Genomic DNA, 13,276 nt, shown 5'->3' on the forward strand with positions numbered 1-13,276 from the left:
ACCCCGAGCCCGCTCACGCGGCGCCGTAGCGCCACGCGCCGTGACGTGAGTCCCCCGCGCCGTCCTCGCGGTCGAGCCGTGCGAGCAGGCCCGCGAGCGCCGCGGCGATCGGCTGCCCCGTCGCGTACTCGACGAACAGCCACTGCCCGGCCGGGTTGATCTCGAGGAACACGTAGTCGCCCTCGGGGGTGCGACGCAGGTCGACCGCCCCGTACCAGAGCCCGAGCACCTCCATGAGGCGCAGGAGCGCGGCAGCGACGTGCTCCGGGAGGTCGTGGGCCGCCGTCGGGCAGTGGTGGGTGTCGACGCGGAAGTCGTACGCGTAACCCGACTCCTCGGTCCGCAGCTCGGCCGCGAACAGCTCGGTGCCGACGACGGTCACCCGGACGTCCGACCCCGCGACGGCCTCCTGGAAGATGACCGGCGCGTACCGCACGCTCTCGAGGAGGTCGAGGTCCGCCTCGCGCACCGGTCGGGTCTCGCGCCACGTCGCGGGCGTGCCGCTGAAGGGCTTGAAGATGACCTGGCCCGGCTCGGCGCGCAGGAACTCGCGGGCTCGCGCCGGGTCGTTGGTCATGCACGTGCGGGGCACGCGCAGCCCGAGCCGCGCGGCGACCTGGAGCTGCCACATCTTGCGGGAGCCGGCCTCGTCGCGGTCCGGGTCGTTGACCCAGGTTGCGGCGAGGCACGACCACAGTCCCGAGACCGCGGCGGCGATCTCCCCGTGGGCGAAGCCGCGGTCCTGGGGCGAGCGGACGTCGTCGTGCAGGGCGAAGGGCTGCGGCCGCCGCCACCACACGGCGCGCAGCTGCGTGGCGTCCACGGCGCTCACGCCCTCGGCGCTCGTGTCGACCCAGTCGGCCACCCACCCGGCCGCGTCCTGCGTCGACGTGAGCGAGACCGAGCGCGGTGCGTGCCCGGTGTCGAGGAGGACGTGCGGCGCGCCGAGCGCGTCGAGGTGGCGGACGACCTCCGTGGTGTGGAGGTCGTCCGCGTGGGACACGATGCCGATCATCGCGTCACTGTCCGGCCTGGAGCTGGGTAAAGGCCGCCTCGACGGCCTCGAGCGTCGCCCGCGCCTCGGAGACGGCCTCCACCAGCGCGCCGACGACGTCGTCGGGCTCCCCCGTGTCCTCCTCGTCCACGAAGGACTCGGCGCCCTGGACGAACGGCCGAGCCCCGGCGAGCGCGCCCGCCTGGACGAGCCGCCCGATCGCGGGGTTCACCACGGGGTCGAACAGGTCGCCGGGGTCGAGGATCCCCTCCTGGAGCGTGTCGCCGGGTCCGGTGCCGACGTCTCCCGCGAACCCGGTCGCGACCGGGTTGTCGGCGGCGAACCGGGTGTCGGCCTGGAAGATCGAGTCCAGCGCCCGCGGGGTGCCGCCCTGGTCCCGGAGGAACGACGTCCCGATCTGGTCGGCGACCGTGTGGGAGTCGGCCTGCCGGATCGTGAGCACGTCGACGGCCCGTGCGGTGTCGGCCGCGCGGAGCGTGCCGACCTGGTCCGCGGCGCGGACGGTCGCGATGACGTCCTGCGCCAGGGACGTGAACCCGTCGTCGGCCGTCGCGGTGCGTGCCCCGTGGGGCAGGGCCTGGAGCGTCGGCGACACCGCGCGGATGCCCGCGATCGCCGTGCCGAAGTTCGACCCGGTGCCCGCCGCGTTGCAGCCGCCGTTGGTGTGCACGCCGACCAGCTCGCCCGCGGGCCCGAGGATGCCGGACCCGGAGTTGCCGCCGAGCGTGTCGATGTCGTCGTAGCGGATCTGGTTGGTCGTCACGGTGGTCGCGGGGCCCGCCTCGATCCGCTTCGGCATCCCCGCGGGGTGGCCGATGATCGCGAGCATGTCCCCGACGGCCGGGTTGGCGGTCGCGACGGCCGTGAACCCGTAGGTGCTCCCCGGGTTGCCGCCCACTCGCACGACCGCCATGTCGAGCCCGCCCAGGCGGTACTCGACGAGCGCGAGGATCGGGAAGCTCACCTCGGTGCGCAGCACGCCGCTCGCGTCCACCTGGTACAGCACGTTGACGTGCATGCTCGTCGCGATCTGCTGCGGCGTGACGACCTGCATCGAGCCGTTCTGGCGCGGCAGGACCCACCCGTCGGCGGTCTGGTCGAACAGGTGCCCGCACGTGAGCACGAGGTCCGGGGCGATGAGCGTGCCGCTGCCCCAACGGACGCCGTCGACGTTGCCGGGGTTGGTGAAGACGCCGCCGAGCCCGGTGTTCCACTGCACCTGGACGGCCTGCTTCTGGTGGGCGCTCACGTACGCCTGCGTGACGCCCAGCGTGCCGTCGTACTGCTCGACGGGCTGGGAGTCGTCGGTCGCGCCGCAGATGGACTCGAGCATCTCGGCGTAGGTGGGCTCGTCGCCCGCGATGGACTCGAGCGTGAGCGGTATCCGCTCGGGCAGCGGCGGGTAGAGCGCGTCGACCGTGTCGGGCGTCTCCGGCACCTCGCGACGGCTCGGCTTCTTCGGCGCCGACTTCCTGGTTCCAGCCATGGGGTCCCCCTCGGTTCGGTCCCCTGCACCTGGAGGGAGGCGGGCGCGGGCCGGCGCGTACCCGGACGGAGCGGGTGAACTGCGCCGGCAGGCCGGGGCGCCCCTGCGACGGCGAGGGCGTCCCGGCCCGCGGGTCAGCGGCTCGCGGCGACGTCGAGCACCCAGGTCACGCCGAACCGGTCCGTGAGCATCCCGTACAGGGGTGCCCAGTCGGACGACGCCAGCGGCGCGACGACGGTCGCGCCGTCCACGAGCGCGTCCCAGTGGCCGCGGACCTCCTCGACGTCATCGCCGCGCACCGAGACGAAGAACGGTGCCTCGCCCGGGCTCCAGGGCCGTCCCGCCGGGACGTCGTACGCCATGACGCGGAAGCCGCTGGGCGCGCTGACCTGGCCCCAGGCGACGAGGTCGGCCTCGGCCGGGTCCGGCGCCTGGTCCAGGTCGCCGTACGTGGTGAGGACGAGGTCGCCGCCGAACACCGAGCGGTAGTGCTCGAGCGCGGCGCGGGCGTCGCCGCGGAAGTTGAGGTGGGGGGTGGCCTGGACGGACATGGCGTCTCCTTCGGATCGGTGGGGTCCGCCGGTCGCGGACCCCGAGCCCGGGGCTGGCCGCCCCGGCTCGTCCCTCCACCGTCCCGGCCCAACAGGACGGATAGTGTCCGCTTTCTGCGCGAGCATGGACGCATGACCGAGACGTCGCGCCGGACCCTCCTGCTGCTGTCGCTGCTCCAGGCGCGCCCCGACCGCACCGGCCCCGAGCTCGCCCGGCGGCTCGGCGTCACCCCGCGCACGGTGCGTCGCGACGTCGAGCGCCTGCGCGACCTCGGCTACCGCGTCGTCGCGACGCGGGGGCGCGACGGCGGGTACCGCCTCGACGCGGGCGCGGAGCTCCCGCCCCTGCTGTTCGACGACGAGCAGGTCGTCGCGCTGACCGTGGCGCTGCGGACCGTCGCGGCGAGCGGGCCCGGCGACGCGATCGAGGAGGCGGCCGTGCGGGCTCTGGCGACCGTGCGCCAGGTCCTGCCCGCTCGGCTGCGCCACCGGGTCGACGCCGTCGACGTCGCCCCGGTCGCCGCCGGCCCGGGGCACCCTGGTGCCGCGGTCGACCTCGAGGTGCTGCTCGCCGTGAGCGCCGCCGTGCGCCGCCGCGAGGTGCTGCGGCTCGACTATGCGGCGCCGGGCTCGGCGGGCGAGGCCGACGACCCGGACGCGGCACCGCGCCGTGTGGAGCCGCACCACGTCGTCGTGCGCGACCGACGCTGGTACCTCCTCGCCTGGGACCTCGACCGCGACGACTGGCGCACCTTCCGCCTCGACCGGACGACGCCGCGTGTCCCGACCGGGCCGCGCTTCACGCCCCGCGAGGTACCGGGCGGGGACGCCGGGGCGTTCGTCGCCGGGCGCTTCGCGGGCTCCGGGCGGGCAGCAACGGGATGGCCGTGCACGGGATGGGTCGAGCTCGCCGCGCCGGCCTCCGGCGTCGTGCCCTTCGTCGACGACGGCACGGTCGAGGCGCTCGGGCCGGGCCGGTGCCGGATCGGCCTGGGCTCGTGGTCCTGGGTCGCGCTCGCCGCGCGCGTCGCGGCGTTCGACGCGGACGTCCTCGCCGCCGGGCCGGCCGAGCTCGTCGCGGCGGGCGACGTCGTCGCCAGGCGCCTGGCGTCCGCCGACCGGGACCCGGCAGGGCGCCGGCGCCCCGACGGTCCCCGACGTCGCTAGGACGACGGCGCCGGCACGCTCCCGACGGTCTCGTGCCGCTTCTGCCGCGCGAACCTCGCCGGGAGGTCCGGCCCGTCCCACACCTGGATCGCCCGCCAGATCGACGCCGCGATGGGAACGGCGAGCACGGCGCCTGTGAGGCCCGCGAGCACGGTGCCCGCGGTCAGCGCGACGAGGATCACGAGCGGGTGCAGGCGCAGCGTGCGGCCCATGACGACGGGCTGGAGCAGGTCTCCCTCGAGCTGGTTCACCGCGATGACGATCGCGACCACGATCAGCGCCTCGACGGGACCGACGGCGACGAGGGCGACCAGCGCGCACAGGACGCCTGCGAGCGTCGCCCCGACGAGCGGGATGAACGCGAGCAGGAACACGAGGACCGAGAGCGGGATCACGAGCGGCACCCCGACGACGGCGAGGCCGATGCCGATCGCGACGGCGTCGACCGCCGCGACGATCGCCGTGCCGCGCACGTAGCCGCCGAGCGTGCGGACCGTCGTCTCGCCGATCCGCTGCCCCCGCTCGTACCGGGCGCCCTCGAACGGGCGCAGCAGGAACTCCCAGATCGCCGGACCGTCCTTGAGGAAGAAGAACAGCACCACGACCATGATGAAGAACCCGGCGACGAAGTCGACCGTCTGCGAGGCGCCGGCGAGCGCGCCCGCGCCCACGGCGTCGGACTGGAGCAGACCGACGACGGAGTCCCGCACCGAGGCGAGCTGCTCCTCCGTGATCTGGAACGGCAGGTCCTGGACGTAGGCCTGCAGCTCGTCGAAGCCCTCGATCGCCTGGTCGCGCAGCTCCGGCCACTGGTTGACCACCGCGGCGACGACCAGCCAGACGACCACCGTCAGCACGGCGACCAGTGCGAGGAGAGCGACAACCGTCGCGAGGAACGACGGCACGCCCTTGCGCCGCAGGAGGCTCACGAGCGGGGAGATCGCCGCGGCCAGGACGAGCGCGATGAGCACGGGGATGACGACGAGCGTCAGCCGCGTCAGGGCGAGCACCGCGACGGCGACCAGCGCGAGGATCGCGAGGACCTGGACCGAACGGGTGCCGGCGCGGCCCATGCCGTCCGACCACAGGGCCGCCGCCCCGGTCGGGCGCACCGGCGGTTCGGCGTCGTCGCTCACGGTGCCGTCCGGGTCCGGTTCGCCGCTCGGCGCACCGAGGGTCGCCGCCGGGGCGGACACCTCCTCGGTGCGCTCCTCCGAGCGCTGCCTCGCCCGACGCCTGCCCAGACCCATCCCGAACCCCTCTCGTGGCACGTGTGACGGCCAGGGTGCCACGATCGCCGTCCGCCCGCCGTGTGCCGCGGCCGGACGCTCCGTAGAGTGCGTCGCATGGCGTCCCGCATCAGTGAGCTCGTCCTGGACTGCACCGACCCGGAGCTGCTCGCCGGGTTCTGGTGCCAGGTGCTCGGCTACGTCGAGCTCGACCGGGAGGACGACGGGTCGATCGAGATCGGTCCGCCCGGAACCGGGTTCGGCGGGCCGCAGCCCACCATGATCCTGAGCCCGAGCAGCGACCCGCGTCGCGGAAAGCTCCGGTTGCACATCGACGTCAACCCCGTCGACCGCGACCAGGACGCCGAGCTCGAGCGGCTCCTCGCCCTCGGGGCACGGCCGGCCGACGTGGGCCAGACCGGCGACGAGCCGTGGCACGTCCTCGCCGACCCCGAGGGGAACGAGTTCTGCCTGCTGCGCAGGCGTCTGGACCCCTGACCGAACCCGCCACGCCAGCACGTCCACCGCACACCCCGGCGCGTGCGCCTGCCACGCTCACCGCGTCAGGGGCCGCTCCCCCTCGACGCCCAGGCCCTGCGTCCCCACGACCGCGAGGAGCCGGATCCTGTCCTCGGCAACCGTGCCCGGCGCCGCCGTGAGCACGAGCAGGACCTGCTGCTGGTCCTCGGTGAGCAGCGCCTGGCAGTCGACCTCGATCTCCCCCACCACCGGGTGGACCAGGACCTTGTGGTCGACGAACCGGCGCGCGACCTCCTGCCGGTCCCAGAGCTCGGCGAACTCCGGGCTCGTGCGCCGCAGCTCGTGCCCCAGCCGGCCGGCGCGCGAGTCGTGGCCGAGGACCGCGACGGCGGAGCGCAGGCCCGCGACGAGCGCGCGGCCCTGCCGGTCACGGTCGTCCGCCGGGTAGATCGCCCGAGCGGTCTCCGGGTGGGCGAACCACCGGTAGATCTCGCTGCGGTCCCAGCCCGAGTACGCCGTCGCGTCGCCGTAGAGCGCGCGGGCGAGGTCGTTCTGCGCGAGCGTCTCGCCGAGCGGGTTCAGGATCAGCGCGGGCGTGTCGCCCAGGCGGTCGAGGACCCGCTGCAGCGTGGGAGCCACGTGGCCCGGGTCGGTCGCCCGGTCGGGCACCCCGTGCCCGGCGACCCGGTAGAGGTAGTCGCGCTCGTCGTCGGACAGGCGCAGCGCCCGCGCGATCGACGCGAGCATCTGGGTGCTCGGCTGCGGCCCGCGCTGCTGCTCGAGGCGCGTGTAGTAGTCCGTGGACATGAGCGCGAGCTGCGCCACCTCCTCGCGGCGCAGGCCCGGTGCCCGACGGCGCAGCCCGGGCGGGAGCCCGACGTCGCCCGGCTGCAGCGCCTCCCGACGACGGCGGAGGAAGTCGGCGAGCGCGGCACGGTCCATGGGTCCATGGTCCGGGGTGCGCGCCGCGCGTGCCAGGGATCGCCGGTCCCCCGTTCGACGGACTCTGCCGCGGCGCGCGCACCGCGCCGAGGATCGAGGCATGGACCTCACGAACAGCACCGTCTTCATCCCCGGAGCGACGAGCGGCATCGGCCTGGCGCTCGCGGTCGCTCTCCACGAGCAGGGCAGCACCGTCGTCGTCGGCGGGCGCCGCACCGAGCTGCTGGAGCGGATCGCCGCCGAGCACCCCGGCCTCGACACCGTGCGCATCGACACGACCGACCCGGAGAGCATCGCCTCGGCCGCCAAGGAGGTGCTCGACCGCCACCCCGACCTCGACACGCTCGTCACGATGGCCGGCATCATGCGCGCCGAGGACTGGCACCACCCCGAAGGCTTCCTCGACACCGCGGAGCAGATCGTCACGACGAACGTGCTCGGGCCGATCCGGCTCATCGGGGCGTTCGTCGAGCACCTGCAGACCCGACCGCACGCGACCATCGTCACGGTGTCGTCCGGGCTGGCGTTCGCGCCGCTCGCGGTCACCCCGACGTACGACGCGTCCAAGGCCGCCATCCACATGCTCAGCGAGGCGCTGCGGCTCCAGCTCGCGGACACGAGCGTCGACGTCGTCGAGCTCGTCCCGCCGTCCGTCGCGACCGACCTCATGCCGGGCCAGCGCGAGAGCGCGTTCGCCATGCCGCTCGACGAGTTCGTCAGCGAGGTCGTCGACCTGCTGCGGACGCGGCCCGACGAGCACGAGATCCTCGTCGAGCGCGTGAAGTTCCTCCGGTACGGCGAGGCGCGCGGCGACTACGACGAGGTCGTGCGCGTGCTCAACGCGGCGGACCCGCACGGCCGCTGAGCCGCGGGGAGACGTCGGACGCGGTCGGCCGCGAGGCCGGGAGGAGGGGCGGCGGCCCGATCGCTCGGCTGCCTAGAACAGCGGCCAGGGGACGGCGGGCATGTCGCCCTCCGGCGCGGGGAACCGTGCTGTGCGGAGCAGCCGGTCGCAGCGCCCGGCGAGGGCCGACACCTCGTCGGGCGCGAGGAGGCCTCGGAGCCGGTGGCCGAGATCGCCGTCGGTGCCGGACGTCGTACCGGGACGTGTCGCGACGCCGGCCCCGAGCCCGGCGCGCACCCCCTCGACGCCCGCGAGCTCGTCGTCGTCCAGAGGCTCGCCGAGCCAGCCCCAGAGCACCGTCCGCAGCTTGGGCTCGACGTGGAAGGTGACGCCGTGGTCGACGCCGAGTCGCCGTCCGTCGGGCAGCGGCAGCACGTGCCCGCCCTTGCGGTCGGCATTGTTCACGACCGCGTCGAACACCGCCATGCGCCGCAGCGACGGCGAGTCCTCGTGGACGACGCTCACCGGCCGGTCGTGCTCGTCGACGCCCTCCAGCACGGTCCGCACGCCGTCGCGCGGCACCTCGTCGGTGGGCACGACGTCGACGGGCGACTGAGCCGCGTCCACGTCCTGCCAGAGCTGCACCATGCCTGGGCCGTGTGGTCCGTCCCGCAGCCACGTGCGCGGCACGACGTCCCAGCCGAGCGCCTCCGAGACGAGGAACGCGGCCACCTCACGACCGGCCAGCGTGCCGTCGGGGAAGTCCCACAGCGGCTTCTCCCCCGCGACCGGCTTGTACACGACCGAGACGTCGCCGACCCGCGCGAGGAACGTCGCGTTCGACGCCGCCCGGATGCGTCCGACGACCTCGAGCGGCACGGTGTCGAGCGGGGCGCCGTCCAGCGGCGTCGTGTCGACGCCCTCGCGCGGGGAGGTCACGCCTCGTCGGGCAGCGCGCACTCGTGCCCGTCGGGGTCGACGGGCCGCCCGCAGCGGGGACACGCCGGTCGCCCGGCCTGCACGACGGCGCGCGTGCGCTGTGCGAAGGCGCGCGCCGCGCCCACCGGCATGCGGATGAGGAACGACTCGGCGGGCTCCGGCTCGGGCTCGTCCGGGTCGAGCTCGTCGTCGTCCACGAGCGGGAACGCCTCGACGACCACCTGCGCCGTCCGGGGGTCCCAGCTCAGCCGCATCGACCCCGTGCGGAACTCCTCCTCGACGGGGAGGTCCAGCGGGTCGTCGTCGACGAGCTCGGCCGCCACGTCGACAGGGACGCTGTACCGGTTGTCGGGCTGCTCCATCAGCTCGTCGAGCAGGCGCTGGATCGTGTCGGCGAGGACGGCGGACTGCTCTTTCTCCAGGGCGACGCTCGTCGTCCGGGTGCCCGTGCGGGCCTGGAGGTAGAAGGTGCGGGAGCCGGGCATCCCGACGGTTCCCACGACGACGCGGTCGGGCCAGTCGTGCTCGTGGACGAGAGTGGGCATGCCCTCACTCTACGAGCGCTCGCGCGCGCCGTGCCGCGTGGCCGCGGGTCGGACGTCAGGACGGCGGAAGGTCGCCCGGGTCGTCGGGCTGCGCCGGGCCCGCCCCGCCCCCGACCGGCGCGTCGCCCACCGGCGCCGCCGTGCGCAGCCACGAGAGGTCGCCCGAGTCGGTGTTGACGGCGACGACCTCCGGGCGGTGCGGCCCGTACCGGACGATCGAGATCGACGCCGGGCCGACCACGATGCGCTGGAACAGGTCCAGGTGCGTCCCGAGCGCGTCCGCGAGCACCGACTTGATCACGTCCCCGTGCGAGACCGCGGCCCACACCGCGTCGGCCCCGTGACGCGCGGCGACCTCGGCGTCGTGCCGTCGGACGGCCTCGACGGCCCGCGCCTGCATCGCCGCGAGCGACTCCCCGCCCGGGAACACCGCCGCCGAGGGCTGTGTCTGCACGACGGACCACAGCGGCTCCGCAGCCAGGTCCTTCAGCGCGAGCCCCTGCCACCGCCCGTAGTCGCACTCGGTGATGCCCTGCTCGGTGACGGACTCCGGCGTGCCCGTCTGGTGGTCGAGCAGGGCTTGCGCGGTATCCCGGCACCGCTCCAGCGGGCTCGTCACGACGCGGGCGAGCGGCACTCCCGCGACGCGCTCGGCGGCGCGGTCCGCCTGGTCGCTGCCGACCCCGTCCAGCCGGACGCCGGCGGTGCGCCCGGCGAGGATGCCTCCGGCGTTCGCGGTGGTGCGGCCATGGCGGACGAGGAGGACGGTCGGCATGCCCTGAGCGTAGGCGCGTCCGTCCGCTCGTGCGGACGACGCGCGAGGCTGCCCGGCTCAGGCGGCGAGGGCCAGCACGACGACCGCCACCCCGAGCACGGCGTCGAGCGCACAGCAGAACGCCGCGAGCGACGCCGAGACGACGCGCCCCGTGCGCAGGTGATGGACGTCCCACGCGGCATGGGCGAGCAGCCCGGCACCGACGAGCAGCCCAGCCCACGGCTGGCCGAGCACGGCGACCGCCGCTGCGACGCCGACGACGACGACCATCGCCGCGGCCTGGAGCGGCAGCCCCCAGGCCGGGCGGGCGGCCCCGCGCGCGAGGCCGTAGACCGCCAGCACGACGACGATGCCGAGCATCGCCCAGAACGGGTCGAAGCCCGGCACGGCGAAGCCGACGCCGATGAGCACGAACGTGAGCCCGAAGAGCGGCCACGCGGCGTCGCGGCGACCGAGCGCGGCGGCGCCGAGGTAGACGAACGCGGCGGCGGTCAGCACGAGCGAGGACTGCGCCGTGTCGGAGAAGCCGACCGCGGCGGCGACGGCGAGCGCCCCGCCGAAGAGCGCGCCGGCGGCGACGGGCCACCACCGCGCGGGTCGGGCGGCCACGTCTCCGACGGTGCGCTCGGAGGCGCGGTCCGCGGTGGTCATCGCGCCACCCCGTCCGGGACGACGGGCACCGGCGTGCCGGGCGGCGTGAACGCGGCGAGGACCGTCGCTGCGATGGTCCTCGCCGCGTCGTCGGGCGCGAGCCGGCCGGCGTCGATCTCCTCCGCGGCACCGTGCATCACGCGGTGCAAGGTGCCGACGAGCCACGCGGCCGGCAGGTCGGAGCGAAACACCCCGTCGGCGCGGCCGCGGTCGACGAGCCGCTCGACGCGGGACGCCGGCCGCTCGTGCAGCGCGAGCACCCGCTCGGGCCCGAGGACGTCGGTCGCCGCGGTCAGGAGCGAGCCGACCTGCACGACCGTCAACCAGCTGTGGGTGACGAGCCGTGCCAGCGCGTCGCGTGCGTCTCCGGACAGGTCGACGGCGTCCAGCGCCGCGTCACCCTCCTCGATCGCGCGCGCGACGACCGCCTCGACCAGCACGGCGCGGTTCTCGAAGTGCCCGTAGAGAGTGACCCTGCCGACTCCCGCGGACCGCGCGATCTCGGCGACGCTCGCGTCCGGGTCGCGGCTCAGGCACACGGCCGCCGCGTCCAGGATCGCCTGGACGTTGCGCCGCGCGTCGGCGCGCCGGGGCTGCTGAGTGATGCCGGGCATGTCGCCCCCCGTAGTCGAACACCGCTGTACGAGTTACAGGTTCGACTTCACACGAATCTCGCGCTCGAGTCAAGGGCCCGCGACGAAGGACCGAGCGTGGCGGAGCAGGTCGGCCGACCGCGCTCGATACGGTTCGGGCGTGCAGCTCGAGTGGACACAACCGTCTCGGTGGGGCCTCCTCCTGGCTGAGCTGCCCGTCCGGACGCCGCGCGATCGGTGACGCCGAGAACGAGCGCATGGTCGACGTCCCTCGAGGCCACGTCAACCGCGCCCCGGACGACCGACGTCCTCCGTCCTTGGCCCGGGGGCGGCCGACGTGGTCCCGTCGGCACGTCGGTTCAGCCGACCTGACTGCCGACGGTGGACTGCGCGAGGGCCCACTCGAGGGCCCGGTCGGCCACGGCCTCCCAGCCCGGTGCCGCGCAGGTCCAGTGGTCTCGGCCCTCGAGCTCGACGTACTCCGTCACCGCCGGGGAGCGGTGGTAGTGCTTGGCGTTGGACCGGTTGACGGCCGGCGGCATGATGTGGTCCTCGCTGCCGGCGATGAAGAGCAACGGCGCCCGGTCCGCGGCGTAGTCGACCCAGGTCTCCTGCGGACCCGGCTTGAAGTTCGCGAAGAGGCCGTACTCCCAGACCCACGCGCCCGGCGCGGCGATCGCGTAGCGGTCGTAGACGCGCTGCGACTCCTCGACCGTGAGCGTGTTGGTGAACGCGTAGTGGAACTCCTCGGGGGTGAACGCGACGGCGCGACGCCGGTTGGCGGGGTTGCGCAGCGCGGGGAACAGCGAGCGCGCCTGGGAGACCGGGGTGACGTGCACCCCCTCGGTGGGCGCGGAGTCGATCACCACCGCCGCCGCTCCCAGACCTCTGGCCAGCAGCAGCTGCGTCATGACGCCGCCGAACGAGTGGCCCATGATGATCGGCGGTGTCGCGAGCCCCTCGATGACGGCGGCGAGGTGATCGACGGTCTCGGGGACGGTGAGGTTCGCGATGATCTCGGGGTTCTCCCGCAGCGCCTCGACCTCGATCTCGAAGCCCGGGTACGCGGGCGTCAGGACGGTCAGGCCCTTGGCCTCGTAGTGCGTGACCCAGTGCTCCCAGCTGCGCGGGGTCATCCAGAGGCCGTGGATGAGGACGACCGTGTCCGGTCGGGTGACGTCGTTCATGGTGGTTCTCCTTGGCGTCGGTCAGGCGTCGGTCAGGCGTCGGTCAGGCGTCGATGAAGGACAGGAGGTCGGCGTGCAGCCGCTCACGGTCCGTGTCGGGCAGGGCATGACCGCTGCCTTCGTAGACGGTGAGGACGGCGCCGGCGACGAGGTCGGCCGTGCGCCGGCCGCCGACTGAGAACGGGACGATCTGGTCGTCGTCGCCGTGGATGACGAGGGTGGGGACGTCGATCGCCGCGAGGTCCGGACGGAAGTCCGTGGCGGAGAACGCGGCGATGCACTCGTAGGCGGCGCGGTGGCCGCACGCCATGCTCTGCAGCCAGAAGGCGTCCCGGAACCCCTGCGGCACGTCGTGGTTGCGGTTGTGTCCGAAGAACGGCCCGTCGGCCAGGTCCCGGTAGAGCTGGGAGCGGTTCGCGGCCTCGCCGGACCTGATCGCGTCGAAGACCTCGAGGGGAAGTCCGTCCGGGTTGTCGTCGGTCCGGAGCATCAGGGGCGGGACGGCCGAGACGAGCACCATCTTGGCGACGCGCGCGGTCCCGTGCCGGCCGACGTAGCGGGCGATCTCGCCGCCGCCGGTCGAGTGGCCCACGAGCGTCGCGTCGGTGATGTCGAGTGCGTTCAGGAGCTGGGCGAGGTCGTCGGCGTAGGTGTCCATCTCGTTGCCGTGCCAGGTCTGGCTGGACCGGCCGTGCCCGCGGCGGTCGTGGGCGATCGCGCGGTGTCCGTGCTCGGCGAGGAACAGCGCCGCGGCCTCCCAGGCGTCGGCGTTGAGCGGCCAGCCGTGGCTCAGGACGACGGGCGTCCCGCCGGTCCCCCAGTCCTTGTAGAAGATCTGCGCGCCGTCGTCTGCGGTGATGTAGGGCATTACG

15 protein-coding genes are annotated in these 13,276 nt (G+C 74.4%); 3 read left to right on the forward strand and 12 right to left on the reverse strand.

The window, feature by feature from the left end; translation table 11 throughout:
* Nucleotides 1-13 precede the first annotated feature (13 nt).
* The 3 genes from ACFVN3_RS12995 to ACFVN3_RS13005 form a co-directional block, all read right to left on the reverse strand.
* On the reverse strand, nucleotides 14-1,015 hold the full coding sequence (locus tag ACFVN3_RS12995) for an MvdC/MvdD family ATP grasp protein (RefSeq protein ID WP_378233271.1): 1,002 nt from the start codon (nucleotides 1,013-1,015) through the stop codon (nucleotides 14-16).
* 4 nt (nucleotides 1,016-1,019) lie between these two features.
* Entirely contained in the window at nucleotides 1,020-2,501 is a 1,482-nt protein-coding gene (locus ACFVN3_RS13000) for a trypsin-like serine peptidase (protein WP_378233272.1), read from the reverse strand.
* 134 nt (nucleotides 2,502-2,635) lie between these two features.
* Nucleotides 2,636-3,052 carry a VOC family protein gene (locus ACFVN3_RS13005; protein ID WP_378233273.1) on the reverse strand — a complete coding sequence of 139 codons (417 nt, stop codon included), beginning with the start codon at nucleotides 3,050-3,052 and terminating at the stop codon, nucleotides 2,636-2,638.
* Nucleotides 3,053-3,184: 132 nt separating this feature from the next.
* On the opposite strand from ACFVN3_RS13005, the gene ACFVN3_RS13010 reads away from it, so the two are divergent.
* Nucleotides 3,185-4,219: a helix-turn-helix transcriptional regulator gene (locus ACFVN3_RS13010; protein ID WP_378233274.1), complete on the forward strand. Its 1,035-nt coding sequence runs from the start codon at nucleotides 3,185-3,187 to the stop codon at nucleotides 4,217-4,219.
* Here ACFVN3_RS13010 and ACFVN3_RS13015 read toward each other — a convergent pair.
* Entirely contained in the window at nucleotides 4,216-5,292 is a 1,077-nt protein-coding gene (locus tag ACFVN3_RS13015) for an AI-2E family transporter (RefSeq protein WP_378233332.1), read from the reverse strand. The two genes, ACFVN3_RS13010 and ACFVN3_RS13015, sit on opposite strands and share 4 nt — an antisense overlap.
* A 273-nt stretch (nucleotides 5,293-5,565) precedes the next feature.
* Between ACFVN3_RS13015 and ACFVN3_RS13020 the strand changes: the two genes are divergently transcribed.
* Nucleotides 5,566-5,946 carry a VOC family protein gene (locus ACFVN3_RS13020; RefSeq protein WP_378233275.1) on the forward strand — a complete coding sequence of 127 codons (381 nt, stop codon included), beginning with the start codon at nucleotides 5,566-5,568 and terminating at the stop codon, nucleotides 5,944-5,946.
* Nucleotides 5,947-6,003: 57 nt separating this feature from the next.
* On the opposite strand, the gene ACFVN3_RS13025 is transcribed toward ACFVN3_RS13020, so the two are convergent.
* On the reverse strand, nucleotides 6,004-6,870 hold the full coding sequence (locus ACFVN3_RS13025; protein ID WP_378233276.1) for a helix-turn-helix transcriptional regulator: 867 nt from the start codon (nucleotides 6,868-6,870) through the stop codon (nucleotides 6,004-6,006).
* Nucleotides 6,871-6,970: 100 nt separating this feature from the next.
* Here ACFVN3_RS13025 and ACFVN3_RS13030 point away from each other — a divergent pair, with 100 nt between their 5' ends.
* On the forward strand, nucleotides 6,971-7,735 hold the full coding sequence (locus ACFVN3_RS13030) for an SDR family oxidoreductase (protein WP_378233278.1): 765 nt from the start codon (nucleotides 6,971-6,973) through the stop codon (nucleotides 7,733-7,735).
* A 72-nt stretch (nucleotides 7,736-7,807) separates the two neighbouring features.
* On the opposite strand, the gene ACFVN3_RS13035 is transcribed toward ACFVN3_RS13030, so the two are convergent.
* The 7 genes from ACFVN3_RS13035 to ACFVN3_RS13065 all read right to left on the reverse strand — a co-directional run bounded on the left by ACFVN3_RS13035 (nucleotide 7,808) and on the right by ACFVN3_RS13065 (nucleotide 13,272).
* Complete coding sequence (locus tag ACFVN3_RS13035) at nucleotides 7,808-8,653, reverse strand: SCO1664 family protein (protein WP_378233279.1); 846 nt, start codon at nucleotides 8,651-8,653, stop codon at nucleotides 7,808-7,810.
* On the reverse strand, nucleotides 8,650-9,198 hold the full coding sequence (locus ACFVN3_RS13040) for a DUF3090 domain-containing protein (RefSeq protein ID WP_378233280.1): 549 nt from the start codon (nucleotides 9,196-9,198) through the stop codon (nucleotides 8,650-8,652). Before ACFVN3_RS13040 ends, ACFVN3_RS13035 begins: the two co-directional genes overlap by 4 nt.
* Nucleotides 9,199-9,253: 55 nt before the next feature.
* The gene (locus ACFVN3_RS13045) at nucleotides 9,254-9,973 is read right to left on the reverse strand and encodes an MSMEG_4193 family putative phosphomutase (RefSeq protein WP_378233282.1); all 720 of its coding nucleotides are present in this window, start codon (nucleotides 9,971-9,973) and stop codon (nucleotides 9,254-9,256) included.
* A gap of 57 nt (nucleotides 9,974-10,030) precedes the next feature.
* A complete protein-coding gene (locus ACFVN3_RS13050; protein ID WP_378233283.1) occupies nucleotides 10,031-10,624 on the reverse strand; it encodes a hypothetical protein in 594 nt (197 codons plus the stop codon).
* Nucleotides 10,621-11,238, reverse strand: a complete 618-nt coding sequence (locus tag ACFVN3_RS13055; protein ID WP_378233284.1) for a TetR/AcrR family transcriptional regulator — start codon at nucleotides 11,236-11,238, stop codon at nucleotides 10,621-10,623. The genes ACFVN3_RS13050 and ACFVN3_RS13055 overlap by 4 nt, the downstream gene beginning before the upstream one ends.
* 338 nt (nucleotides 11,239-11,576) lie before the next feature.
* Nucleotides 11,577-12,404, reverse strand: coding sequence for an alpha/beta hydrolase (locus tag ACFVN3_RS13060; RefSeq protein ID WP_378233285.1), 828 nt, complete (start codon nucleotides 12,402-12,404; stop codon nucleotides 11,577-11,579).
* Nucleotides 12,405-12,447: 43 nt separating this feature from the next.
* The gene (locus ACFVN3_RS13065) at nucleotides 12,448-13,272 is read right to left on the reverse strand and encodes an alpha/beta fold hydrolase (protein WP_378233286.1); all 825 of its coding nucleotides are present in this window, start codon (nucleotides 13,270-13,272) and stop codon (nucleotides 12,448-12,450) included.
* Nucleotides 13,273-13,276: the final 4 nt, after the last annotated feature.

Origin of the sequence: Cellulosimicrobium sp. NPDC057862 (genome assembly GCF_042797035.1) — a bacterium.
Taxonomy (GTDB): domain Bacteria; phylum Actinomycetota; class Actinomycetes; order Actinomycetales; family Cellulomonadaceae; genus Cellulosimicrobium.

Excerpts from the sequence above, each read along its gene's own strand:
- ACFVN3_RS13030 (WP_378233278.1), top strand. The coding sequence starts at position 6,971 with ATGGACCTCACGAACAGCACCGTCTTCATCCCCGGAGCGACGAGCGGC.
- ACFVN3_RS13010 (WP_378233274.1), top strand. The coding sequence starts at position 3,185 with ATGACCGAGACGTCGCGCCGGACCCTCCTGCTGCTGTCGCTGCTCCAG.
- ACFVN3_RS13065 (WP_378233286.1), bottom strand. The coding sequence starts at position 13,272 with ATGCCCTACATCACCGCAGACGACGGCGCGCAGATCTTCTACAAGGAC.
- ACFVN3_RS13060 (WP_378233285.1), bottom strand. The coding sequence starts at position 12,404 with ATGAACGACGTCACCCGACCGGACACGGTCGTCCTCATCCACGGCCTC.
- ACFVN3_RS13050 (WP_378233283.1), bottom strand. The coding sequence starts at position 10,624 with ATGACCACCGCGGACCGCGCCTCCGAGCGCACCGTCGGAGACGTGGCC.
- ACFVN3_RS13040 (WP_378233280.1), bottom strand. The coding sequence starts at position 9,198 with ATGCCCACTCTCGTCCACGAGCACGACTGGCCCGACCGCGTCGTCGTG.
- ACFVN3_RS13000 (WP_378233272.1), bottom strand. The coding sequence starts at position 2,501 with ATGGCTGGAACCAGGAAGTCGGCGCCGAAGAAGCCGAGCCGTCGCGAG.
- ACFVN3_RS12995 (WP_378233271.1), bottom strand. The coding sequence starts at position 1,015 with ATGATCGGCATCGTGTCCCACGCGGACGACCTCCACACCACGGAGGTC.
- ACFVN3_RS13055 (WP_378233284.1), bottom strand. The coding sequence starts at position 11,238 with ATGCCCGGCATCACTCAGCAGCCCCGGCGCGCCGACGCGCGGCGCAAC.
- ACFVN3_RS13015 (WP_378233332.1), bottom strand. The coding sequence starts at position 5,292 with ATGGGCCGCGCCGGCACCCGTTCGGTCCAGGTCCTCGCGATCCTCGCG.
- ACFVN3_RS13025 (WP_378233276.1), bottom strand. The coding sequence starts at position 6,870 with ATGGACCGTGCCGCGCTCGCCGACTTCCTCCGCCGTCGTCGGGAGGCG.
- ACFVN3_RS13045 (WP_378233282.1), bottom strand. The coding sequence starts at position 9,973 with ATGCCGACCGTCCTCCTCGTCCGCCATGGCCGCACCACCGCGAACGCC.
- ACFVN3_RS13005 (WP_378233273.1), bottom strand. The coding sequence starts at position 3,052 with ATGTCCGTCCAGGCCACCCCCCACCTCAACTTCCGCGGCGACGCCCGC.
- ACFVN3_RS13020 (WP_378233275.1), top strand. The coding sequence starts at position 5,566 with ATGGCGTCCCGCATCAGTGAGCTCGTCCTGGACTGCACCGACCCGGAG.